19 protein-coding genes are annotated in these 22,846 nt (G+C 72.9%); 13 read left to right on the top strand and 6 right to left on the bottom strand.

Annotated elements, in window-relative coordinates; translation table 11 throughout:
* Nucleotides 1–50 precede the first annotated feature (50 nt).
* The 3 genes from AC2AXK_RS00295 to AC2AXK_RS00285 are packed head-to-tail and all read left to right on the top strand — an operon-like array spanning nt 51 to nt 4,071.
* Complete coding sequence (locus AC2AXK_RS00295; protein WP_484343334.1) at nt 51–2,987, top strand: FAD-binding and (Fe-S)-binding domain-containing protein; 2,937 nt, start codon at nt 51–53, stop codon at nt 2,985–2,987.
* A 42-nt stretch (nt 2,988–3,029) separates the two neighbouring features.
* A complete protein-coding gene (locus tag AC2AXK_RS00290) occupies nt 3,030–3,680 on the top strand; it encodes an NAD(P)-dependent oxidoreductase (RefSeq protein ID WP_484343333.1) in 651 nt (216 codons plus the stop codon).
* Nucleotides 3,681–3,735: 55 nt separating this feature from the next.
* Nucleotides 3,736–4,071 carry a thiamine-binding protein gene (locus AC2AXK_RS00285; protein WP_484343332.1) on the top strand — a complete coding sequence of 112 codons (336 nt, stop codon included), beginning with the start codon at nt 3,736–3,738 and terminating at the stop codon, nt 4,069–4,071.
* Here the strand turns inward: AC2AXK_RS00285 and AC2AXK_RS00280 are convergent.
* The 3 genes from AC2AXK_RS00280 to AC2AXK_RS00270 are packed head-to-tail and all read right to left on the bottom strand — an operon-like array spanning nt 4,050 to nt 6,738.
* A complete protein-coding gene (locus AC2AXK_RS00280) occupies nt 4,050–5,024 on the bottom strand; it encodes an alpha/beta hydrolase (protein ID WP_484343331.1) in 975 nt (324 codons plus the stop codon). The genes AC2AXK_RS00285 and AC2AXK_RS00280 overlap by 22 nt on opposite strands.
* The gene (locus AC2AXK_RS00275; RefSeq protein WP_484343330.1) at nt 5,021–5,980 is read right to left on the bottom strand and encodes a zinc-binding dehydrogenase; all 960 of its coding nucleotides are present in this window, start codon (nt 5,978–5,980) and stop codon (nt 5,021–5,023) included. Before AC2AXK_RS00275 ends, AC2AXK_RS00280 begins: the two co-directional genes overlap by 4 nt.
* Nucleotides 5,981–6,006: 26 nt before the next feature.
* Nucleotides 6,007–6,738 (bottom strand): maleylpyruvate isomerase N-terminal domain-containing protein, encoded by a 732-nt coding sequence (locus AC2AXK_RS00270; RefSeq protein WP_484343329.1) that lies wholly within the window; start codon nt 6,736–6,738, stop codon nt 6,007–6,009.
* 175 nt (nt 6,739–6,913) lie between these two features.
* Between AC2AXK_RS00270 and AC2AXK_RS00265 the strand changes: the two genes are divergently transcribed.
* From AC2AXK_RS00265 to AC2AXK_RS00250, 4 genes are all read left to right on the top strand, one after another.
* Nucleotides 6,914–7,969, top strand: a complete 1,056-nt coding sequence (locus AC2AXK_RS00265) for an iron-siderophore ABC transporter substrate-binding protein (protein ID WP_484343328.1) — start codon at nt 6,914–6,916, stop codon at nt 7,967–7,969.
* Nucleotides 7,969–9,006 (top strand): FecCD family ABC transporter permease, encoded by a 1,038-nt coding sequence (locus AC2AXK_RS00260; protein ID WP_484343327.1) that lies wholly within the window; start codon nt 7,969–7,971, stop codon nt 9,004–9,006. The genes AC2AXK_RS00265 and AC2AXK_RS00260 overlap by 1 nt, the downstream gene beginning before the upstream one ends.
* The gene (locus AC2AXK_RS00255; protein ID WP_484343326.1) at nt 9,003–10,094 is read left to right on the top strand and encodes a FecCD family ABC transporter permease; all 1,092 of its coding nucleotides are present in this window, start codon (nt 9,003–9,005) and stop codon (nt 10,092–10,094) included. The genes AC2AXK_RS00260 and AC2AXK_RS00255 overlap by 4 nt, the downstream gene beginning before the upstream one ends.
* A gap of 95 nt (nt 10,095–10,189) precedes the next feature.
* A complete protein-coding gene (locus tag AC2AXK_RS00250; RefSeq protein ID WP_484343325.1) occupies nt 10,190–10,975 on the top strand; it encodes an ABC transporter ATP-binding protein in 786 nt (261 codons plus the stop codon).
* A gap of 15 nt (nt 10,976–10,990) precedes the next feature.
* Here the strand turns inward: AC2AXK_RS00250 and metX are convergent, their stop codons facing one another.
* Nucleotides 10,991–12,214, bottom strand: a complete 1,224-nt coding sequence (gene metX, locus AC2AXK_RS00245; RefSeq protein WP_484343324.1) for a homoserine O-acetyltransferase MetX — start codon at nt 12,212–12,214, stop codon at nt 10,991–10,993.
* Between the two features lie 109 nt (nt 12,215–12,323).
* Entirely contained in the window at nt 12,324–13,664 is a 1,341-nt protein-coding gene (locus AC2AXK_RS00240) for a bifunctional o-acetylhomoserine/o-acetylserine sulfhydrylase (RefSeq protein ID WP_484343323.1), read from the bottom strand.
* Between the two features lie 446 nt (nt 13,665–14,110).
* Between AC2AXK_RS00240 and AC2AXK_RS00235 the strand changes: the two genes are divergently transcribed.
* Nucleotides 14,111–15,658, top strand: a complete 1,548-nt coding sequence (locus tag AC2AXK_RS00235) for a C40 family peptidase (protein WP_484343322.1) — start codon at nt 14,111–14,113, stop codon at nt 15,656–15,658.
* Nucleotides 15,659–15,753: 95 nt separating this feature from the next.
* Here the strand turns inward: AC2AXK_RS00235 and AC2AXK_RS00230 are convergent, their stop codons facing one another.
* On the bottom strand, nt 15,754–16,251 hold the full coding sequence (locus AC2AXK_RS00230; protein ID WP_484343321.1) for an inorganic diphosphatase: 498 nt from the start codon (nt 16,249–16,251) through the stop codon (nt 15,754–15,756).
* A gap of 222 nt (nt 16,252–16,473) precedes the next feature.
* Between AC2AXK_RS00230 and dacB the strand changes: the two genes are divergently transcribed.
* The 5 genes from dacB to ftsH all read left to right on the top strand — a co-directional run bounded on the left by dacB (nt 16,474) and on the right by ftsH (nt 22,828).
* Nucleotides 16,474–17,874, top strand: a complete 1,401-nt coding sequence (gene dacB / locus AC2AXK_RS00225; protein ID WP_484343320.1) for a D-alanyl-D-alanine carboxypeptidase/D-alanyl-D-alanine endopeptidase — start codon at nt 16,474–16,476, stop codon at nt 17,872–17,874.
* Nucleotides 17,875–17,876: 2 nt separating this feature from the next.
* Nucleotides 17,877–18,989, top strand: coding sequence for a zinc-dependent metalloprotease (locus AC2AXK_RS00220; protein WP_484343319.1), 1,113 nt, complete (start codon nt 17,877–17,879; stop codon nt 18,987–18,989).
* Nucleotides 18,986–20,014 carry a tRNA lysidine(34) synthetase TilS gene (gene tilS, locus AC2AXK_RS00215; protein ID WP_484343318.1) on the top strand — a complete coding sequence of 343 codons (1,029 nt, stop codon included), beginning with the start codon at nt 18,986–18,988 and terminating at the stop codon, nt 20,012–20,014. Before AC2AXK_RS00220 ends, tilS begins: the two co-directional genes overlap by 4 nt.
* Before the next feature lie 16 nt (nt 20,015–20,030).
* The gene (hpt, locus tag AC2AXK_RS00210) at nt 20,031–20,585 is read left to right on the top strand and encodes a hypoxanthine phosphoribosyltransferase (protein WP_484343317.1); all 555 of its coding nucleotides are present in this window, start codon (nt 20,031–20,033) and stop codon (nt 20,583–20,585) included.
* 161 nt (nt 20,586–20,746) lie between these two features.
* Nucleotides 20,747–22,828 carry an ATP-dependent zinc metalloprotease FtsH gene (gene ftsH / locus AC2AXK_RS00205; protein ID WP_484343316.1) on the top strand — a complete coding sequence of 694 codons (2,082 nt, stop codon included), beginning with the start codon at nt 20,747–20,749 and terminating at the stop codon, nt 22,826–22,828.
* Nucleotides 22,829–22,846 lie beyond the last annotated feature (18 nt).

Genomic DNA, 22,846 nt, shown 5'->3' with positions numbered 1-22,846 from the left:
GATGGCAGGCGCGGGGCGCGGGTGCGTCCGACGGTGGGAGAATGTCCGTCGTGACCAACGCTGTGGATGTCGAGATCACCGGGCCCGATGGCCGCCCCCCCGCGGGAGCGACCACGAGCCGCAGCGACGACGCGTCCCGCGCGGACCTCGTCGCCGCCCTGCGCGCCGCGGTGGACGGTGACGTCTCCGACTCCGCGCTCACCCGCGGCGAGTACTCGTCCGACGCGTCGAACTACCGCGTCGTGCCGCAGGTCGTCGTGCGCCCCAAGGACGTCGACGACGCGCTCGCGGCCATCACCGTCACACGCGAGGCGGGCGTCCCGCTCACCACGCGTGGCGCGGGAACCTCGTGCGCCGGCAACTCGATCGGGCCCGGCGTCGTCATCGACTTCTCCCGGCACGTGCACACCATCCACCACATCGACCCCGAGGCCCGCACCGCGCGCGTCGACCCGGGCGTCATCATGTCCTCGCTGCAGAAGGCCGCCGCGCCGCACGGCCTGCGGTTCGGCCCCGACCCGTCGACGCAGAACCGCGCGACCCTCGGCGGGATGATCGGCAACAACGCGTGCGGCCCGCACGCCGTGGCCTACGGGCGGACGTCGGACAACGTCGTCGAGCTCGACGTCGTCGACGGCACCGGGCGCCGCTTCCTCGCCGGCGCGGACGGGCAGGGCGTCGACCGCATCCCCGGCCTGGGCGAGCTCGTCTCCGCGAACCTCTCCCTCCTGCGCACCGAGCTCGGCCGCTTCGGCCGCCAGGTGTCCGGGTACTCGCTCGAGCACCTGCTGCCGGAGAACGGCACCGACCTGGCGAAGGCCCTCGTCGGCACCGAGGGCACCGTCATGTCGATCCTCGGCGCGACCGTCAACCTCGTGCCCATCGCCGGCGCCCCCACCCTCGTCGTGCTCGGCTACCCCGACATGCCCGCCGCCGCCGACGCCGTCCCCGCCCTCCTCGCGCACAGCCCGCTCGCCGTCGAGGGCCTCGACGCGCGCCTCGTCGACGTCGTCCGCCGAGCCAAGGGGGCCGACTCCGTCCCCGCGCTCCCGCCGGGCGGCGGGTGGCTCATGGTCGAGGTCGGCGGCGCGACGCAGGCCGAGGCCCTCGACAACGCGCGTGCCATCGTGGCCGACTCGGGCACCGCCGCGAGCCGCATCCTGCCCGCCGGCCCCGAGGCCACCGCGATGTGGCAGATCCGGGCCGACGGCGCCGGCCTCGCCGGCCGCACGGCGTCGGGCGACCAGGCGTGGCCCGGCTGGGAGGACTCCGCGGTCCCGCCCGCGAAGCTCGGCCCCTACCTGCGCGACCTCGACGCACTCATGGCCCAGTACGGCGTCGACGGCCTGCCCTACGGTCACTTCGGCGACGGCTGCGTCCACCTGCGCATCGACATCCCCCTCGAGGAGTCGGGCGACATCCTGCGCCGGTTCATGACCGACGCCGCGGCGCTCGTCGGCAAGTACGGCGGCTCGCTGTCCGGGGAGCACGGCGACGGGCGCGCCCGCTCCGAGCTGCTGCCCGCCATGTACTCGGCCGAGGCCATCAGCGTGTTCGAGCAGTTCAAGGCACTGTTCGACCCCCGCGACCTGCTCAACCCCGGCGTCCTCGTCCGCCCCGACGCGGTCGACGCGCACCTGCGCCGCCCGCAGGCCAAGCCGATCCTCGCCACGACAGGCTTCAGCTTCGTGCACGACGACGGCGACTTCACCAAGGCCGCACACCGCTGCGTCGGCGTCGGGAAGTGCCGCGCGGACTCCACCGCGGCGGGCGGGTTCATGTGCCCGTCGTACCTCGCGACGAAGGACGAGAAGGACTCGACGCGCGGCCGGGCGCGTGCCCTGCAGGAGATGGCGAACGGCACGCTCGTCACCGGTGGCTGGCGCTCGCCCGCGGTGCACGAGGCACTCGACCTGTGCCTGAGCTGCAAGGCGTGCTCGAGCGACTGCCCCGCAGGCGTCGACATGGCGCAGTACAAGGCCGAGGTGCTGCACCGCACGTACAAGGGCCGCCTGCGGCCGATGAACCACTACGCCCTGGGCTGGTTGCCCCGCTGGGCACGCCTGGCCAGCTACGTGCCGAAGCTCGCGAACCTCGCCCTGAGCATCACACCGCTCGCGAAGACCGTCCTCGCCCTCGGTGGCATGGACACCCGCCGCTCGATCCCCGCGTTCGCCGAGGTCCCGTTCCGGACGTGGTGGAAGCGCGAGGGTCGCTCTCTCGCCGCGGGGGGCACGTCGACCGGCGAGGCTGCCGCGCGCAAGCCCAAGGTCGTCCTGTGGACCGACTCCTTCAGCGACACCCTGGCGCCCACGGTCCCCGAGGCCGCCGTGAAGGTGCTGCTCGCCGCCGGGTACGACGTCGTCGTCCCGGAGGACGAGGCCTGCTGCGGACTCACGTGGATCAGCACGGGCCAGCTCGACGGAGCCAAGAAGAAGCTCTCCGGCCTCCTCGAGGTGCTCGGTCCGTTCGCGGTCAACGGCATCCCCATCGTCGGGCTCGAGCCGTCCTGCACAGCGGTGCTGCGCTCCGACCTCACCGACCTCTTCCCCGACGACCCGCGCGCCCAGGCCGTCTCGACGGCCACCCGCACCCTCGCCGAGCTGCTCACCGACCCGCTCACCGCGCCCGACGCGGACTCCGGCTGGGCGATGCCGGACCTCAGCGACGTCACCGCCGTCGTGCAGCCGCACTGCCACCACTACTCCGTCATGGGCTACAGGACGGACGAGGCGCTCCTGCGCGGGGCCGGGGCACAGATCCGCACGCTCGCCGGGTGCTGCGGGCTCGCCGGGAACTTCGGCATGGAGAAGGGCCACTACGACGTGTCCGTCAAGGTCGCCGAGAATGCGCTGCTGCCCGCCCTGAGAGAGGCTGAGGACGGCGACATCTTCCTCGCCGACGGCTTCTCCTGCCGCACCCAGGCCGACGACCTCGCCGGCGTCAAGGGCAAGGCGCTCGCGGAGCTGATCGCGGAGAGGCTGTAGCCGGACCGAGCGGCCCGCCGCACGTCGAGCGAAAGAGGGACCATGTCACGCATTGCCATCCTGGGAGGGCACGGAAAGGTCGCGCTGCTCCTCGCGCCGATCCTCGTCGCCGACGGCCACGAGGTCACGTCCGTGTTCCGTAACCCCGAGCACGAGGCCGAGGTCGCCGCGACGGGCGCCCGCCCCGTCGTCGCCGACATCGAGCACCTCGACACGCGGGCCCTCATGGACATCCTCGAGATGCACGACGTCGTGGTGTGGACCGCGGGGGCGGGTGGCGGCAGCGCGGAACGTACCTACGCCGTCGACCGCGACGCCGCCATCCGCGCGATCGACGCGGCGCGCGACGCCAAGGTGCGCCGCTACATCCAGGTGTCGTACAAGGGGGCGCGCACCGACCACGGGGTGCCGGAGGACAACGCGTTCTTCGCGTACGCGGAGGCGAAGGCTGCCGCCGACGAGTACCTGCGCCAGTCCGACCTCGACTGGACGATCCTCGGGCCGAGCGCCCTCACACTCGACCCCGGCACCGGGCGCATCGAGGTCGGCGCGGACCTCGAGACCGGCGAGGTGCCGCGCGCCGACGTCGCGGCGGTCGCGGCCGCCTGCATCCGCAAGCCCGGCACCATCCGGAAGTTCATCGAGTTCAACTCCGGGCCGACGCCGATCGAGGACGCGCTCAACGCGCTCTGAGATCCCCAGCGACGAGACCTGCAGACACACCACTCCCACAGAACCGAGGTACGTCGTGCTCTTCGCCTTCTCCGTCGCCCCGCTCGGTGCGGGCGAGTCCGTCACCGGGCCCGTCGCCGAGGCCGTCCGTATCGTCCGGGAGTCCGGGCTGCCGAACCGCACCGACTCCATGTTCACCACGATCGAGGGTGAGTGGGACGAGTGCATGGACGTCATCAAGCGCGCGACGGAAGCGGTGGGAGCCGGAGGACACCGGGTGTCGCTCGTGCTCAAGGCAGACATCCGCCCCGGGCGCACGGGGGAGCTCGACGGGAAGGTGCAGCGCGTCGAGGCACAGCTGGCCGGCGTCGCCGGTGACCGTGCGGTCGATCAGGCGTCGGACCAGCCGTAGGCCAGCACCCAGCGGAGGATCGCCGCGTAGTAGCGCGCCCGGACCGGCTTCGGGGAGAGAGCGAGGTCGTGCATGCCGCGGGCGATCCTGCAGACCGTCACGGTCGGACCGAGCTGCACCGCGCGCCGGGCCGTGAGCTCGACGTCGAGCACGATGTCAGCGGCGCGCATGTCCTCGCTCCACAACGGGGAGATGAGGCTGCGGGACGAGGCGAGGACGATCACCGGTTGCCGGACGTGCAGGCCGTGGGCGACCTGGGCGTGGCCCTCCATGACGGCGCTGAGCCATCCCGCGCGCACGGGGAACGAGGGCTGCGGGTGCCAGGCGTCGATGGTGTCCCACTCGCCGCCGTCGACCTTGCGGAACGTCCGGCCGTAGAACCCCGGGTCGATGTTGGGGAGCGGGGTCTTCGGCTGGAAGCGGGCGATCCGGGTGATGGCCGGCGCGGAGACGGTGCGCAGGACGGCGGACCCCTGGAGCTCGAGCCACGGGCTGTTGAGCACGAGGCCTGACGTGCGGCCCGGGTGGCGGTCCGCCCACAGGGACGCGATGAGCCCGCCCGTCGAGTGGGCCATGAGCATGACGCGCGTGTGGTGCCCCTGGCCTGCGCGGATGCCGGCGAGCGCGGCCTCGAGGTCCTCGTCGTACGTCCGCAGGGTGCTCGTGTACCCGGGCGTCTGCCACGGGCGCAGGCTCCGGCCGTACTTGCGCAGGTCGAGCGCGTAGAACGCGACACCCTGCTCGTGCCAGAACTCCGCCGTCTCGGTCTGGAAGAAGTAGTCGGACCAGCCGTGGATGTACAGCACGGCCCGGGCCGTCCGGGGCGTGCCGCGCGGGGCGTACCGGACGAGGGTCGCGCAGACGTCGCCCTCCTCGTCGGGCTCCAGCTCGAGGTCGCAGGCCTCGTACCCGGGGCCGAGGACGTCCTCGCGCCACCGCGCGGCTGCGGTCACGGGCGCAGGACGATCTTGCCGACGTGCTCACCCGAGGCGAGGCGCGCGAAGGCCGCTGGTGCGTGCGCCAAGGTGTACGTGGAGTCGATGGCCGGCCGCACGTCGGTGCGTGCGAGGAACGCGAGGAGGTCCACGAGCTCGTCCCGCGAGCCCATGGTCGCCCCGCACACGGTGATCTCGTTGAAGAAGATCCGGCTGATCTCCATGGCAGAGGGGTCGCCGGTCGTGGCGCCGGCCACGACGATCGTCCCGCCGGGACGCACAGAACGCACCGAGTGCGACCACGTGGCCGCACCCACGGACTCGACGACGGCGTCGACCCGCCGGGGGAGCCGGCCGCCCGGCTCGACGGCAGCCGCAGCCCCGAGCGCGAGGGCTCTCTCGCGCTTGAACGCGGACCGGGACGTCGCGAACACCTCCAGCCCCGCAGCGGCTGCGAGCGTGATCGCCGCGGTCGCGAGCCCGCCGCCCGCGCCCTGCACGAGGACGCTCTGCCCCGGGCGCAGAGCGGCCGAGCGGAAGAGCATCCGGTACGCCGTGAGCCACGCGGTGGGCAGGCACGCGGCCTCCTCGAAGGACAGCTCGGCGGGCTTGTCGACAAGGTTGTGCGTCGGCACGGACGTCCGCTCCGCGAGCGTGCCCGGGTACTTCTCGGTGAGCAGGGTCCGCGTCTCGGTCGGCCCCACGCCGTGCCCGTCAGCCCCGACGACAGCGTGCACGACGACCTCGCGTCCGTCGTCGGTGACGCCCGCGGCATCGGTGCCGAGGATCATCGGCAGCTGCTCCGCGCGCAGCCCCACGCCCCGCAGCGACCACAGGTCGTGGTGGTTGAGGCTCGCGGCGTGCACGGTGACCGTGGTCCAGTGCTCGCGTCGTTCCGGTTCGGGTCGGTCGCCGGTCGCGAGACCGGCGAGGGGCTGCTGGGCGTCCAGGTGGTCGGCGTAGGCGGCGAACATCTGCCTAACGTACGCCCGGCCGGGGCCTACAGCAGGGGAAGCATCCGGCCGAGGTCGGGGACGCCGCCGGCGGTGTACGTGGTCGTCAGCGCGCGGGCGAGGTCGTCGACGTCGTACGGGGTGCGCCCCGTCGCGAGCCGGATCCACAGCGGCGCGTCGCGCACCTCCAGGTCGCCACCACCCCGCATGACGACGATCCGCAGGAGCTCGTCGGCGACGATCGCCTGGGCGGCCCGGTCGACCGGGTCGTACGCGCCCGTCGTCGCGGTGACCGGGGCGAGGGAGTCCGCGAGGTCGCGGGCGTGCACGACGAGCTCGATGAGCCGGGACACGGCCATGTCCCGCAGGGAGATCGGTGCGCGCCGGGCCTGGACGACGAGCGTGCTGTCGCGGCCGAGGTCGGCGAGGCGGGCGAGTGCGGCGGTCGCGGTCGCGGTGACCTCGTCCAGGGGGGAGTCCGCGAGCTCGACGGCGAGCGCGCGCGTCGACTCCGCGATGTCCTGCGCGCGCTCGGGGTACGTCCCGAGGTACTCCGCGAGCGTGAACGGGGCCGTGCCGGTCGGGGCGGGCGTGCACGCGGCGAGGGCCGACATCGCCCGGGCGAGGTGCGCGACGAGCTCGCCGTTGGTCCAGCCCGCGCAGCTGCTGGGGTGGTCCCGGGTGCCGAGCAGGTCGTCGCCCAGCGGCTCGAGCCACGAGTGCAGGCGGTCCCACTGGGCGGTGAGGGCGGCGGAGACCTGGGAGAGCTCGGCTGTCATGCGCCCCATCGTGCCGTATACCACCGGGCGCGTCGACCGTCGCGAGTCGCGTACGTCACACCTGTCACACCCGGGGCGTCTGTTCATGCGAGGCAGCGAAGGCTAGCCTTACTACGTCAGACACTGCAGGTCCGCTCATGCACCGATCCGGACCTCGACGCCTCGGAAGGCCACCGTGAACCCCTTCGCTCGATCAGCTGCCCCGCGCCGTGCGCTCGCCGGCGCCACCGCCGCCGCACTCCTGCTGACGCTCGCCGCGTGCAGCTCCTCGGACGGCGACGCCGACTCCGACGAGACCACCGCGCCCACCGCCTCGACCGGCGACGCGTACCCCGTGACGATCGAGGGTGCCCTCGGTGACACGACGATCGAGGAGGCGCCCGAGCGCGTCGTCACCCTCGGCTGGGGTGCAGCGGACATCGCGCTGTCCCTCGGCGTCGTCCCGGTCGGCACCGAGATCGACGAGTGGTCCGGCGACGCCGAGGGCTACCAGCCCTGGTTCCGGGAGGCCGTCGAGGCCGAGGGCGCCGACCTGCCCGAGACCATCACGATGTACCCCGAGCTCGACGTCGACGCCGTCGTCGCGCTCGAGCCCGACCTCGTCCTCGCTCCCCAGTCCGGCCTCGACCAGGACGTCTACGACCAGCTGTCCGAGTTCACGAACGTCGTCGCGTACCCGGAAGGCCCGTGGATCACGCCCCTCGAGGAGCAGATCGAGATCGTCGCCACGGCGCTCGGCAAGCCCGACGAGGCGCAGCCGCTCATCGACGGCGTCGAGGCGACCCTCGCCGACGCCGCGGCGGAGCACCCCGAGTTCGCCGGAAAGACCGTCGCCTACGTCGCCGCGCAGGAGCCCGGGACGCTCGGCGTCTACGTGCCGGGCGACCCCCGCGTCGACACGCTCGTCGGCCTCGGGTTCGACCTCGCTTCGTCCGTCGCCGACCTCACCCCTCCGGAGGGCGAGTTCCTCGTGAACTTCGGCCTCGAGAACGCCGACAAGCTCTCCGACGTCGACGTCCTGTTCACCTGGTTCAACAGCGAGGACGAGCAGCAGGCGACCGAGGCGCAGCCCCTCTACGCCGCGATCCCGGCCTTCGCCGACGGGGCCTACGTCCCGATGATCGACGCGCAGCTCGGCATGGCCGTGACGATCAGCACGCCGCTGAGCCTCCCGTGGGCCATCGACCGCTACGTCCCGATGATCGCTGAGGCAGTGGCACAGGTCGGCTGATGACCGCACTCCTCGCACCCGAGCAGGGCCGGACGGCGACGTCCGGCCCTGCTCGGCGTTGGGGTCTGGGTGCCGGTCTGGTGCTCGCCCTCGCGCTCGCGGTGCTCGTCGTCGGTCTCAGCCTGGCCGTCGGCACCAACCAGCTGCCCCTCGGCACGGTCTGGACGGGGCTCACCGCCCCGGACGACACGTTCGCGTCGACGGTCGTCGACTCCCGGATACCGCGGACGATCCTCGGTCTGCTCGTCGGCGCCGCCCTCGCGGTCGCCGGCGCTCTGCTCCAGGGCATCATGCGCAACCCGCTCGCCGACCCCGGCCTGCTCGGCGTGAACTCCGGGGCGTCGCTCGCGGTGGTGCTCGGCACCCTCGCCCTCGGCTCGCTCGGCCAGCGCAGCGTCCTGCTGGCGATCCCCGGTGCCTTCGTCGCGGCCGTCGTCGTGTACGCCGTGGCGTCCGGCCGCGGGGGAGCGACGCCCGTCCGGCTCGTCCTCGCCGGAGCGGCGGTCACGGCCGTGCTCTCCGCCGTCATCCAGGCCATCACCCTCACCAACCCGGAGGTCTTCGAGTCCTACCGGTTCTGGGTCGTGGGGTCCCTCGCCGGGCGACCGCCGGAGACGGTCGACCTGCTGCTGCCGATCGTCGCCGCCGGGGTCGTCGCAGGCCTCCTCCTCGGCCGGTCGCTCAACACCCTCGCCCTCGGCGACGAGACGGCGCGCGCCCTGGGTGGCAGCGCCGCGCGCACCCGGCTGCTCGGTGCGCTCGTCGCGACGACGCTCGCCGGGGCCTGCACCGCCGCGGTCGGCCCCATCGCCTTCGTCGGCCTCGCCGTGCCGCACATCGCCCGGACGATCACCGGGTCCGACTACCGGTGGCTCGTCGCGTACAGCGTCGCCCTCGGCCCCGTGCTGCTCCTCGGGTCCGACGTCCTCGGCCGTGTCGTCGCGCGTCCGGGAGAGCTCATGGTCGGTGTCGTCACCGCGTTCGTCGGCGCGCCCTTCCTCTACCTCGCGGTCCGTCGCTCAGGAAGCGGGCTGTGAGCACCGCCGCCCAGGAGCTCGAGCCCCGGGCAGCCACGCCGGCCGCCTCCCCGGCCCGGCACCTGCGTCTGCGCGCGATGGGCACGACCATCGTCCTGCCGTGGCGACCCCGCGCGGTCGCCGTCGTCACCGGCGCGCTCGTGGTCAGCGTCGCGGTCCTCGTCCTGTCGTTGCTCCTGGGGAAGATCGGCATCCCGCTCAACGAGCTCATGGACGTCCTCACGGGTGGCGGCACCAAGATGCAGCACTGGTCCGTCTTCTCGAACAGGCTGCCGCGCGGGCTCGTCGCGCTCTGCGCCGGCGCGGCCCTCGGGATCTCCGGGGCGATCTTCCAGAGCGTCACCCGCAACCCGTTGGGCAGCCCGGACATCATCGGGCTCAACGCCGGCGCCGCCGCCGGCGCCGCGGTCGCCACGCTCATGCTGCCCGGGATCGTGCCCGCACCCGTCGGGGCGCTGCTCGGCGGAGCCGCTGCCGTCGGGCTCGTCCTGCTCGGTGCGGGCCGCGGGTTCCACGCCCCCCACCGCATGGTGGTCCTCGGCATCGGGGTGGGGGCGATGTCGTTGGCCGTGGTGCAGCTCGCGGTGACACGCACCCGACGTGAGCAGGCGCAGGACATGGCCGCCTGGCTCAACGGGTCGCTCAGCGCCCAGAGCTGGGACCACGTCGTCATCGTCGCCGTCGCGCTCGTGGTGTTCGGCGGACTCGCCCTGGTGGTCAGCCGTGGCCTGCACGTCATCGAGATGGGCGACGACGCCGCCCTCGCGCTGGGCGTGAGCGCACCGTGGGTGCGCCTCGCCGCCGTCGGCATCGGTGTGGTGCTCGCCGCGGCCGCAGTGGTCGTGTGCGGACCCGTCGCCTTCGTCGCCCTCGTCGCACCACAGGTCGCGCGCCGGGTGACCGGCTCCTCGGGCCCCGGCATCGTCGCGGCCGGCGCGGCAGGAGCGCTGCTCATGATCGGGGCAGACGTCGTCGCCCTCTACCAGCCGTGGGTCCCCGCCCTGCCCGTCGGCATCCTCACCGCCGGCATCGGCGGTGTGTACCTCGTCGTGCTGCTCACCCAGGAATGGAGGCGTGGGACGCTGTGACCCTCGCAGACCGGAGTACCCCGCCCGCGACGTCGTCCGCGCCGAGCGCGTCGTCGTCCGTGCCCCCCGTGCCCCCCGTGCCTCCCGTGCCCCCCGTGAGCGGTCACGGTCTCCGGCTCGCCTACGACCACCGGGTCGTCGTCGACGGCCTCGACGTGGAGATCCCGGCCGGGTCGTTCTCCGTCATCGTCGGGCCCAACGGGTGCGGCAAGTCGACGCTGCTCCGGGCGCTCGGTCGGACGCTCACCCCGCGCAGCGGCAGCGTCGAGCTCGGCGGCGTGCCCATCGCCGGGATGAAGAACAAGGAGATCGCGCGACGCCTCGCACTGCTGCCCCAGACGCCGCTGGCGCCCGAAGCCATCACCGTGCGGGACCTCGTCGGTCGGGGGCGCTACGCGTACCAGACCCTGCTGCGGCAGTGGTCGGCCAGCGACGCGGCGGCAGTCGGTGCCGCGATGGAGGCGACCGGCACCACCGACCTCGCGGAGCGGAGGGTCGCCGAGCTCTCGGGCGGACAGCGCCAGCGGGTGTGGATCGCGATGGTCCTCGCCCAGGACACGGACCTCCTGCTCCTCGACGAGCCGACGACGTTCCTCGACATCGCGCACCAGGTCGACGTGCTCGAGCTGTGCGCGCAGATGCACGCCGAGGGGCGCACGCTCGTCGCCGTGCTCCACGACCTCAACTTCGCGGCACGCTACGCGACGCACATGATCGCGATGCGGGACGGGGCGATCATCGCGACCGGTACACCGCGGGAGGTCATGACGGCGGAGGGCGTGGAAGAGATCTTCGGGCTCCGGTGCCGCGTCATCGACGACCCCGAGTCCGGCACGCCGCTCGTCGTCCCGCTCGCGCGCCGACGGACTGCCGCCGGCTGACGTGCGGGGGTGGGGTCAGCCCCGCCGGCGTGCACCGGAGAGGAAGTCCGTGACGATCGGGCCGAGCTGCTCGAACTCGATGAGGAACCCGTCGTGCCCGAAGTCGGAGTGCAGGATGTGCGCGGTGCCCGAGCCGGGGACGTGGGTCGCGATGCGCTCGGAGTCCGCCGGGAGGAACAGCCGGTCGCTGTCCACGGCGACGACGAGCGTGCGCGCCGTGATCGACTGCAGCGCCGTCTGCACCCCGCCGCGGTCCCGACCGAGGTCGTGCGTGAGCATCGACTCGGTGAGGACGACGTAGCTGTTCGCGTCGAACCGCTGCGCGAGCTTGCTCGCGTGGTGGTCGAGGTACGACTGCACGGCGAACCGCCCGCCACGCATCGGGTCCTCCCCGCCCTGGGGGATCCGTCCGAACCGGGCGTCGAGCTCCGCTGCGCTGCGGTACGTCGTGTGGGCGATCTGCCGGGCGATGCCCAGCCCCGCGTGCGGTCCCTCGCCCGGGGGCGCGTCGTAGTAGTCACCACCGCGGAAGCCGGGGTCGGCATGGATGGCGCTGAGCTGGGGGTGCGCCCACGCGATCTGGTCGCCGGACGTCTGGGCGCCAGCGGCGATGACCCCGACGGACACGACGTCGATGCCGGACTCCGGCCCGAGCAGCGCCCACTCGAGAGCGCGGAGCCCACCCATCGACGCGCCGACGACGAACTCCCACCGCTCGATGCCGAGGGCTCGGGTGAGCTCGATCTCGGCGGCGACCTGGTCGCGGACCGTGAGGATCGGGAAGTGGCTGCCCCAGGGGGTGCCGTCGGGCGCGATGCTCGACGGGCCGGTGCTGCCCTGGCAGCCACCGACGACGTTGGGCGCCACGACGAAGAAGCGGTCGGTGTCGATCGGCGCACCGGGACCCACCATGTCCGCCCACCAGCCGGCGGTGGCGTGGCCCTCGCCGGCCTCGCCCGTCACGTGGCTGTCGCCCGTGAGCGCGTGCAGGACGAGCACCGCGTTGTCCCCGGCGTCGTTGAGCGTCCCCCAGGTCTCGTAGGCGAGCCGCACCCCCGGCAGGACGCCGCCCGCCTCGAGCTCGAGCGCACCGATCTCGACGAACCGACGTCGGCCCACGGGGTCGCCCTCGCGCCACGCGCCGGTGACGGGGAAGGATCGTGGGTCACGACGGCGTGACTGCGCCCGGGACGGCCCGCCGGAGCGGGCCCATGTCGTCGGGTGCTGGTCGTCCATCATCACTGACCACTCTACGGACGGCCCGGCTCCGCGCGCGGGGGAGTCCACGGCCGGGCCGGGACGGACGGCGGGTGCCTGTGCGCCGCGCGCGGAGTCGGGGACCATCAGGTCACACGCCCTGGACGGCCGTCACGGCGGCAGCTGCGACGAACCCGGCCTCGAGGTCGGCGATGATGTCGGCGACGTTCTCGATGCCCACGCTCAGCCGCACGAGGCCGGGCGTGATGCCGGACTTCAGCTGGTCCTCGACCGTGAGCTGGCTGTGGGTCGTCGACGCGGGATGGATGACGAGCGAGCGCACGTCGCCGATGTTGGCCACGTTGGAGTGCAGCTCGAGCGCGGAGACGAACGCCTGGCCGGCCGCGGCGTCGGCCCCGGCGAGCTCGAAGGCGACGATCGCACCCGCGCCACGGGGCGCGTACTTGAGAGCGTTGGCGTGCCAGGGGCTGGACGGCAGGCCGGCGTAGTGGACGCGGGCCACGTCCTCGCGTGCCTCGAGCCACGCAGCGACCTGCTGGGCGTTCGCGACGTGCCGCTCGACCCGCAGCGACAAGGTCTCGATGCCCTGGGCGATGAGGAAGGCGTTGAACGGGGAGATCGCCGACCCGAGGTCGCGCAGCAGCTGGACCCGTGCCTTGAGGATGTAGGCGAGGTTGGCGCCGAGGATCCCGTCCACGCCGAGGTCGCGTGCGTACACGAGCCCGTTGTAGCTCGGGTCCGGGGTGTTGAAGTTGGCGAACCGCTCGGGGTCGGCCGCGAAGTCGAAGTTCCCGGAGTCGACGATCACGCCGCCGATGGCCGAGCCGTGGCCCCCGAGGTACTTCGTCGCGGAGTGGACGACGATGTCGGCGCCGAACTCGATGGGGCGGATGAGGTAGGGGGTCGCCACGGTGTTGTCGACGACGAGCGGGACGCCCACCTCGTGCGCGACCGCAGCGACGGCCTCGATGTCGAGGACGTCGGCCTGCGGGTTGGGGATCGTCTCACCGAAGAAGAGCTTGGTGTTGGGCTGGACCGCGTCGCGCCACGCCTGCGGGTCGTGCGGGTCGGTGACGAACGTCGTGGTGACACCGAGCTTCGCGAGGGAGTACTGCAGGAGGTTGTACGTGCCGCCGTAGAGGCTGGGGCTGGCGACGACGTGGTCACCGGCCTCGGCGATGTTGAGGATCGCGAACGTCGTCGCGGCCTGACCCGAGGCGAGGAGCAGGGCGCCGACACCACCTTCGAGGCTGGCGATCCGGTTCTCGACGACCTCCTGCGTCGGGTTGCCGATGCGGGTGTAGATGGGGCCGAGGTCCTTGAGCGCGAACCTGTCGGCCGCGACACCGGCGTCGGGGAACACGAACGAGGTCGTCTGGTAGATCGGCAGGGCGCGCGCGCCCGTCGTGGGGTCGGGGGTCTGGCCGGCGTGGATCTGGCGGGTCTCGAAGGACCAGTCGGAGGTGCTCATCGGATGCTCCTGGTTCGCGGGGGGAGGCGCACGCGTGTCACGTCCGGGGGTCCGTCCGTGCGGCGGGCGCTGCGGTCCGCGCGGGACGGCGGGGGTCGCGTGGGACGGATGACGTGCGGGTCTGCGTGCTGGGGCTGCGTGGTCGGTCGTGCGGTGGGGCGGTCAGCAACACATTCGCGTCGTCATGCCGGACACCCTAAGCACCGGGGTGGGGCGTTGGAGAGACAAAGACCCGGAAATCTCATCTGACGAGATGCGAACCCCCGTAATCAGTCCGCCATGCGGGACGGAGCCGGAATGGTCCTGATTGTGCACGTCACGCCAGTCACCTCGGGGTCGTGGTGACGAGCGGGTGAACCGGGCAGCGAACGCCCTCAGCCTGTTCCCACCCGGAGGGCCCGTGGGTACTCTCGGGGAGGTTGTGCACACGTGTCGAGAGGATCCCCATGGCGTTCCGCGCGCTGCTTCACCGAGCCCTGCGCGCCGAGCGCCCAGAAGGCTCCGCCTCCTCCGCGAGGAACGACGCGGGCCGTCCAGCCGCCCCGGCCCGTCCTGCGCGCGACGCGCTGCGTCGGTCGACGAGCCTGCTGGCTGTCACCATCCTCCTCGCCGCAGGCGCGGCCGCACCGGCGGCGGCGGACCCCACGCCGTCCGAGGACGACGTCGCCGCAGCGCGCCAGCAGGTCGTCGCCGCGGCGTCCAGCGTCGCGGCGATGGATGTCCGCATCGCCGAGCTCTCCGGCGTCCAGGAGGCCGCCGTCAATGCGACCGCCGCCGCCGGAGAGGCGTACAACCAGGCGCTCGTCGACTACGAGACGGCGACCACCGCGGCAGCGCAGGCACAGGCCCTCAGCGACGAGGCCAACGTCCGCGCGGAAGAGTCTCGCGTCCTGCTCGTCGGCCTCGCCCGGGACCAGTCCCGCAGCGGCGGCGGCATCGAGCAGCTGAGCATGTACCTGTCCGCGGACGGCATCGACGATGCCGTCAGCTCGTCCGACGCCATGGAGCTCGTCGGGTCGAAGGCAGACCGTGCCGGCCAGCAGTTCCAGGCAGACAGCGTCGTGGCCACGACCCTGCAGGGTCGGGCGGACGCCGCCGTGGCCGAGCAGGCGGCCCAGAAGCAAGCAGCTGACGACGCGCTCGTCGCCACGCAGGAGGCGCAGGCCGCCGCGGACACCGCCATCGCCGACGCCGCCGTGGAGTACGACGAGCTCCTCTCGCAGCTCGCCGAGGCGCGCAGCACGAGCGTCGCCGTCGAGCAGGAACGCCAGGACGGGCTCGCTGCCGAGCGTCTCGCGCGCGAGGAGGCCGCTGCGCGCGACCGCGTCGCCCGGTCCGCCGTCCCGGCTGCCGCGCCCGCTGCGCCCGCCGCTCCTTCCGCCGGAGCGCCGCCTGTCACGGCCGCCCCACAGCCTGCCGCGCCTGCGGCTCCGGCTCCCACGGCGCCCGCCCAGCCCGTGCCGTCGACCCCCACGCCTGCCCAGCCGGCACCGTCGACGCCTGCACCTGCTCCTGCTCCTGCTCCTGCGCCGGCTCCTGCTCCCGCGCCGGCACCCGCTCCTGCGCCGGCACCCGCTCCGCAACCGACCCCGGCGCCTCCCGCGGGCTCGGCGCGCAGCACCGCCGCGCAGGGAGAGGCCGCGGTGGCCTGGGCGAAGACGAAGCTCGGGCTGCCCTACGTGTGGGGCGGCAACGGGCCGAGCTCCTACGACTGCTCCGGCTTCACCAAGGGTGCCTGGGCGGCCGCTGGCCTGAACATCAACCGGACGTCACGCGACCAGTACACCGGAGGGGCCAAGGTGAGCCTGGACAGCCTGCGCCCGGGTGACCTCGTCTTCTGGGGCGACGACCCCAACGCTGCGTCGAGCATCACGCACGTCGCGCTCTACGCCGGCAACAACCAGATCCTCGAGGCGTCGCGCCCCGGCGTCCCGTCCCGGCTGACGGCCATGCGGTGGGACAAGCGGCTCATGCCGTACGGCGCCCGACCCTGACCGTGCGTCGGCGCTGAAGCCGCCGAACGACACCGGCCACGGCGAGCCTCTCCAAGAGGTCTCGCCGTGGCCGGTGCCATTCCCCGCGCGGTGGATCAGTGGTTGTAGTAGCCAGCTTCCTTGGCGCGCTGGAACGACCGCTCGATCTCGGCCTCGGCCTCGGCCTTGCCGGTCCAGTGAGCACCTTCGACGGACTTGCCGGGCTCGAGGTCCTTGTACACCTCGAAGAAGTGCTGCACCTCGAGGCGGTGGAAGTCGGAGACGTCGTCGATGTCCTGACGCCATGCGGCACGCTGGTCGCCCGTCGGCACGCAGAGCACCTTGTCGTCACCGCCTGCCTCGTCACGCATGCGGAACATGCCCAGGGCGCGGCACCGGATGAGGCACCCGGGGAACGTGGGCTCCTCGAGGAGCACGAGCGCGTCGAGCGGGTCGCCGTCCTCGCCCAGGGTGCCCTCGATGAACCCGTAGTCGTCGGGGTAGCGGGTCGAGGTGAAGAGCATGCGGTCGAGCCGGATCCGGCCCGTCGCGTGGTCCACCTCGTACTTGTTGCGCTGGCCCTTGGGGATCTCGATCGTGACGTCGAACTCCACAGCTCATCCTCCGTTGTCGCGGTCCTGGCGGAGGCGGGTCCCGCGGCCAGGAGGCGTCGTGCGTCGATAGGTCGGTGTGACCAGGGCCAGAGTAGACGACAACGCGCAGCGAAGGTGGGCGGTGCTCGCTCTCGTGGGTGGTGTGACCTACCCTGACGAAGGCCCCGCTGCAGCGTGGGCCGGTGCAGGCGAGAGCGTGGGGACAGGTGTGACGTGGGTCTGATGGCGCGGGTCGTCGGCGGGACGGTTGCTGCCGTCCTTGTCGTCGCGGGCGGGTACGCGTGGGCCGATGCGCACGACTTCGTGCCGGGGATCCTCACGATCGGACCCGAGCCGTCGCCGCCCGAGCCGTTCCCGGAGGTGCTGGCCGCGGTGGAGGGTCCGCCCCCGGCGGACGTCCTCGCGGCGCTCGACCCCGCGGCCCCCGTGCCGGCGGCTGCCGCGGTCCAGCCGCTCGCCGATGCGTTCGCCGTCGACCCCCGGATGGGTGCCTCTGTCGGCGTCCACGTCGCGGACGCCCTGACGGGCGACGTGCTGGCCGCCGTCGGTGCAGACGCCTCACGTGTCCCCGCGTCGATCCAGAAGACCTTCACGGCGGTCGCCGCGCTGAGCGGCCCCGGCTACGACCACGTGCTCACCACGACCGTCACCGAGCTGTCGCCCGGCCGGATCGCGCTCGTCGGTGGCGGCGACATGATGCTCGCTGCGGGTGCGGGCGACCCCGAGGCCGTGAACGGACGTGCGGGCCTCCAGGACCTCGCTGCCCAGGTCGCCAAGGAGCTCCAGCTCACCGGCCGCACCACGGTGTCCCTCGTGCTCGACGACACGCTCTTCACGGGCAGCCAGACCGGCCCGTGGCAGACGGACCAGCCCGCCCTGGGCTTCGCGGCCCCCGTCGCCGCGATCGCGGTCGACACCGGACGCCAGTCCGAGGGCTTCTACGCGCCCCGGCACGCCGACCCGGCGATGGCGGCGGCCGACGCGTTCGCGGTCGCCCTCGCGGCGCAGGGCATCACCGTCGACGGGTCGCCCGTCCGCGGGACCGCGGACGGTGACGCGCCCGTCCTGGGCACGGTGACGTCGGCACCGCTGGGAGAGATCGTCGAGTACCTCCTCGAGACGTCGGACAACACGATCACCGAGGTCGTCGGGCGGGTCGTCGCGATCGAGGAGGGGCTCCCGGCCACGTTCGAGGGAGCGACCCGAGCGGTGCTGCTCGGCCTCGACCGGCTCGGCCTGGACACGACCGGGACGGTGCTCGCCGACTGCAGCGGGCTCGGGGACGGCAGCATCGCGCCGGCGCGCCTGTTCACCGACGTGCTCAGGCTCGTCACCGACCCCGCGCACCCGGAGCTGCGCTCCGCGGCGACCGGGCTCCCCGTCGCGGGGCTCGAGGGGACGGTCGCCGACCGGTTCCTCTCGACCCAGGCCCGGGGGGTCGTCCGCGCGAAGACAGGAAGCCTGCCCAACGTCACGTCGCTCAGCGGGACCGTCGTCACCGCAGAGGGCCGGCTGCTCGTCTTCACGATCATGGCCGACCAGACACCGCCGGGCGGGCAGTGGGCACCGCGCCAGGCCATCGACGGCTTCGTCGCGGGGCTCGCGGCCTGCGGCTGCCGCTGACCGTGCCCTCGCTCATCGACTGGACCGATGCCGCGGGCGTCGCCGGGCGCCTCGTACGGCCCGGCCCGGTGGCGGGCCGCGACGAGCTCGCGGACCTCGTCGGCTCCCTCCGCCACGCCGCCTACCGCGCCGTGGATCCTGTCGCGGCGATCACCCGCATGGTGCCCGCCGGCGGCCGGCCCGCCCGGGCGGCGGACCTGTCGCGGGTGCACGTCGTCGACAGGCCGGGCTGGGCGCGCGCCGGCGCGCGGGCGATGGAGTCGATGACGGCCGGTGCGCTCGTCGGTGAGCGGGCGCTGCCGCTCGTCGCCGACGTGGCGACGACCGCGGAGGTGGGCGCGATGCTCGCGTTCCTGTCCTCACGGATCCTCGGGCAGTTCGACCCGTACCCGGCTGCGGCCACCGAGGCCGGGCCCGCCGACGACCGCACGGTCGGCCGCATCGACGCGGTGTCCTCCCCGGCGCCGGGCCGTCTGCTCCTCGTCGCCCCGAACGTCCTGCAGACCGAGCGGCTGCTGCGTGTCGACCCGGAGGACTTCCGGTTGTGGGTGTGCCTGCACGAGCAGACGCACGCCCTGCAGTTCGCCGCCGCCCCGTGGCTCGCGGCCCACCTGCAGGACCTCACGACGTCGCTCGTCACGGGCCTCGCAACCACCTCCGGTGCGCGCGAGGTCGGTCCGCGGCTCGCAGCGGTCCTCCACGCGGTCTACGCGGCGGTGCGCGGCCGCCCCGGCGGCTCGCTGCTCGACGGGCTGCTCACCGCGGACCAGCGCGTCGTCGTCGCGGAGGTCACCGCGGTCATGGCGCTGCTCGAGGGGCACGCGGACGTGACGATGGATGCCGTCGGGCCGCGCACCGTCCGCTCCGTGCGGACGATCCGCCGGCGGTTCGACGAGCGGCGCACCTCGTCCGCCGGCGCCGACGGGGTGCTGCGTCGGCTGCTCGGCATCGACGCGAAGATCGCGCAGTACCGCGACGGCGCAGGATTCGTGCGCGGGGTGCTCGGCGCCGTCGGGACCGACGGTTTCAACGCCGTGTGGGCGGGGCCGCACGCGTTGCCGCGCCCGGGCGAGATCGCCGACCCCGCGGCCTGGGTCCGTCGGGTCCACGGATGACCGGACCGCCGCGCGCCGTCGCCGACGCCCGCCGTGCGGTCCGGCTGTGCCTCGCCGACCTCATCGCCCCGGCCGACCCCGTCGAGCCCGCCCCGCTCGTGCTCGTCGCCTGCTCCGGCGGAGCGGACTCGCTCGCCCTCGCCGCCGCAGCGGGGTTCGTCGCGCCGCGTGCGGGTCTGCGCGCCGGCGCCGTCGTCGTCGACCACGGACTCCACGACGCGAGTGCAGACGTCGCGCAGCGCGCGGCCGAGCAGTGCCGTGGCCTCGACCTCGCGCCCGTCGTCGTGCGACGGGTCGATGCCCGGGCCGTGCCGGGCGCGGGCGGGCCGGAGTCGGTGGCGCGCACGGCGCGTTACGCAGCACTGCACGAGGTCGCGGTCGAGCTGGGGGCGCACGCCGTGCTCGTGGGGCACACCCTCGACGACCAGGCCGAGTCCGTCCTGCTCGGCCTCGCGCGCGGCTCGGGCGGACGGTCCCTCGCCGGGATGCGCTCCCGGGCGGGCCTCGTCAGACGCCCGTTCCTCGGGCTGCGCCGAGCCGACACCGAGGCGGTCTGCGCGGACGTCGGCGTCGTGCCGTGGCAGGACCCGACGAACGACGGTGCGGTCCCGGGAGCGCCGCTGCGGTCGCAGGTGCGGTCGCAGGTGCTACCCGTGCTGGACGCCGTCCTGGGACCGGGGATCGCACGCGCCCTCGCACGCACCGCCGAGCAGGTGCGCGAGGACGACGACGCGCTGTCCTCGCTCGCCGACGAGCTCGTCGAGCGGGCGGTTGCGGGCGCGGGCGCCCCCGGGTGCCTCATGGTCGACGTCCTCGTCGCGGCACCCCCAGCCGTCCGGCGACGGGCGCTGCGCGCCGCCGTGATCCGGGCCGGGAGCCCGGCCGGGACACTCACGCGTGCCCACGTCCTCGAGGTCGACCGCCTCCTCACGCAGTGGCGCGGACAGGGGCCGATCCACCTCCCGGGGGCGGTCGAGGCACTCCGGGACTGTGGCAGGCTAGTCCTGACACGCCCGCACCCCTGACCGAGGAGCCACACCTGTGGGATCTGCCGAGACCGGCGACATCGAGAGCGTCCTGCTGAGCGAAGACGAGATCGCGGGGAAGCTCGACGAGCTCGCGGCCCGCATCGACGCCGACTACGAGGGCAAGGACCTCCTGCTCGTGGGCGTCCTCAAGGGCGCGGTGATGGTCATGGCGGACCTCTCGCGCCGCATCCGCCACCGTGGCGTCGAGATGGACTGGATGGCGGTGTCCTCGTACGGCTCGGGGACGAAGTCGTCCGGCGTGGTGCGCATCCTCAAGGACCTCGACGCGGACCTCACCGGTCGCCACGTGCTCATCGTCGAGGACATCATCGACTCGGGGCTCACGCTCTCGTGGCTCATCTCCAACCTGCGCAGCCGGGGGCCCGCGTCCGTCGAGGTGGCCGCGATGCTGCGCAAGCCGGACGCGGCGAAGGTCCAGGTCGACGTGCGCTACGTCGGCTTCGACATCCCCAACGAGTTCGTCGTGGGGTACGGCCTCGACTACGCCGAGAAGTACCGCACCCTGCCGTTCGTCGGCACGCTCGCTCCGCACGTCTACGCCAGCTGACACCCGGCGCGGACCGCCGTCATCGTCCGACCCGCTGACCGAGCCCGTCCAGCCCTGGGCGAACACCGGCCGACGGACCAGCAAACCACCAGGTATCGCGTGTACTTTCGGCGAGGTATCAGTGCGCGAACGGAAGGAATCGGGGGAGCCCCCCGACCCCGATGAAAATGAAGCGACTCTTTAGCGGCCCGTTCCTGTGGATCATCCTGGGTCTCGTCATCGTGGGGTTCGCCCTCAGCGCCATCTTTGGTGAGAAGGTGGTGACGATCGACACGTCCCAGGGCCTCGAGCTCCTCGCCGGGGACACCGTGGAGCAGGCGCTCATCATCGACGGCGACCAGCGGGTGCGTCTGACGCTCTCCGAGGACTTCGTCGTCGACGACGAAGACCTCGGGACGAACGTCCAGTTCTTCTACGTCGAGCCCCAGGGTGAGCAGATCGTCGAGGCTGTGACCGCGGCGGACCCGGTCGACGGGTTCAACTCCGAGGTCTCGCGCCCTGGCTTCCTCAGCTCGATGCTCTCGGTGATCATCCCGTTCCTCATCATCGGTGTGATCTTCTACTTCATCCTCAGCCGCATGCAGGGTGGCGGCTCGCGCGTCATGGGCTTCGGCAAGTCCAAGGCCAAGCTCCACAGCAAGGAGATGCCGCAGGTCACCTTCAGCGACGTCGCCGGTGCCGACGAGGCCGTCGAGGAGCTGCGGGAGATCCAGGAGTTCCTCGCCGAGCCGGCCAAGTTCGAGGCCGTCGGCGCCAAGATCCCCAAGGGTGTCCTGCTCTACGGCCCTCCCGGGACCGGGAAGACGCTGCTCGCCCGTGCCGTCGCGGGTGAGGCGGGCGTGCCGTTCTACTCCATCTCGGGCTCGGACTTCGTGGAGATGTTCGTCGGTGTCGGCGCATCGCGCGTCCGCGACCTGTTCACGCAGGCGAAGGAGAACGCCCCCGCGATCATCTTCGTCGACGAGATCGACGCGGTCGGGCGCCACCGTGGGGCCGGCATGGGTGGCGGCCACGACGAGCGCGAGCAGACGCTCAACCAGCTGCTCGTCGAGATGGACGGGTTCGGCGGTGGCTCGAACGTCATCCTCATCGCGGCGACGAACCGCCCCGACATCCTCGACCCCGCACTCCTGCGTCCCGGTCGGTTCGACCGGCAGATCGCCGTGGAGGCGCCCGACCTCGACGGTCGAGAGGCGATCCTGCGCGTGCACGCGCGGGGCAAGCCGATCGTCGATGGCGTCGACCTGCGCGCCGTGGCACGACGCACGCCCGGCTTCTCCGGTGCCGACCTCGCGAACGTCCTCAACGAGGCGGCCCTGCTCACCGCCCGCAGCGGAGCCCAGCTCATCGACGATCGCGCGCTCGACGAGGCGATCGACCGGGTCATCGCTGGTCCGCAGAAGCGGACACGCATCATGAACATCAAGGAGCAGAAGATCACGGCGTACCACGAGGGTGGCCACGCGCTCGTCGCAGCCGCCATGCGGTACACCGACCCCGTGACGAAGGTGACGATCCTGCCCCGCGGCCGCGCCCTCGGGTACACGATGGTCATGCCGACGGAGGACAAGTACTCGACGACCCGCAACGAGCTGCTCGACCAGCTGGCGTACGCGATGGGTGGACGTGTCGCCGAGGAGATCGTCTTCCACGACCCGACGACCGGTGCCTCGAACGACATCGACAAGGCGACCTCGACGGCCCGCAAGATGGTCACCGAGTACGGCATGAGCGAGCGCGTGGGAGCCATCAAGCTCGGCAACGCGTCGAGCGAGCCGTTCCTCGGCCGTGACATGGGCCACCAGCGCGACTACTCCGAGGCCGTGGCGGGCGCCGTGGACCACGAGGTGCGCAAGCTCATCGAGTCCGCGCACGACGAGGCGTGGGAGGTGCTCATCGAGTACCGCGACGTGCTCGACCGGTTGGTGCTCGAGCTCCTCGAGAAGGAGACGCTCAACCAGAAGGAGCTCGCCGAGATCTTCGAGCCCGTCGTCAAGCGCCCCCCGCGCAAGGTGTGGCTCTCGAGCGACCAGCGGGCGGTCTCGGACCGGCCGCCCGTGCTCACGGCCGCAGAGCAGGTCGAGCACGGCGACGGGCCGGTCATCCCCGAGGACGAGGCCGCGGCTGCCCGCGAGGAGAAGCCTGCCGTGAGCATCGGGGAGCTCCCGCCCGGGTCAGCGGTGGGCGACGGCACGCCTGTGGAGCTGAGCAAGGACAGGCCCACCTCGGACGGCACTCCGTGACGGAAGCGGTCGACGGAC

The sequence above is a fragment of the Sanguibacter sp. Z6_81 genome, from assembly GCF_057180625.1.
The sequence above is the reverse complement of the archived record's forward strand: the minus strand, read 5'-3'. Positions and strand labels throughout refer to the sequence as shown.

Excerpts from the sequence above, each read along its gene's own strand:
- tilS (WP_484343318.1), top strand. The coding sequence starts at position 18,986 with ATGACCGGACCGCCGCGCGCCGTCGCCGACGCCCGCCGTGCGGTCCGG.
- metX (WP_484343324.1), bottom strand. The coding sequence starts at position 12,214 with ATGATGGACGACCAGCACCCGACGACATGGGCCCGCTCCGGCGGGCCG.
- AC2AXK_RS00260 (WP_484343327.1), top strand. The coding sequence starts at position 7,969 with ATGACCGCACTCCTCGCACCCGAGCAGGGCCGGACGGCGACGTCCGGC.
- ftsH (WP_484343316.1), top strand. The coding sequence starts at position 20,747 with ATGAAAATGAAGCGACTCTTTAGCGGCCCGTTCCTGTGGATCATCCTG.
- dacB (WP_484343320.1), top strand. The coding sequence starts at position 16,474 with ATGGCGCGGGTCGTCGGCGGGACGGTTGCTGCCGTCCTTGTCGTCGCG.
- AC2AXK_RS00240 (WP_484343323.1), bottom strand. The coding sequence starts at position 13,664 with ATGAGCACCTCCGACTGGTCCTTCGAGACCCGCCAGATCCACGCCGGC.
- AC2AXK_RS00275 (WP_484343330.1), bottom strand. The coding sequence starts at position 5,980 with ATGTTCGCCGCCTACGCCGACCACCTGGACGCCCAGCAGCCCCTCGCC.
- AC2AXK_RS00290 (WP_484343333.1), top strand. The coding sequence starts at position 3,030 with ATGTCACGCATTGCCATCCTGGGAGGGCACGGAAAGGTCGCGCTGCTC.
- AC2AXK_RS00235 (WP_484343322.1), top strand. The coding sequence starts at position 14,111 with ATGGCGTTCCGCGCGCTGCTTCACCGAGCCCTGCGCGCCGAGCGCCCA.
- AC2AXK_RS00270 (WP_484343329.1), bottom strand. The coding sequence starts at position 6,738 with ATGACAGCCGAGCTCTCCCAGGTCTCCGCCGCCCTCACCGCCCAGTGG.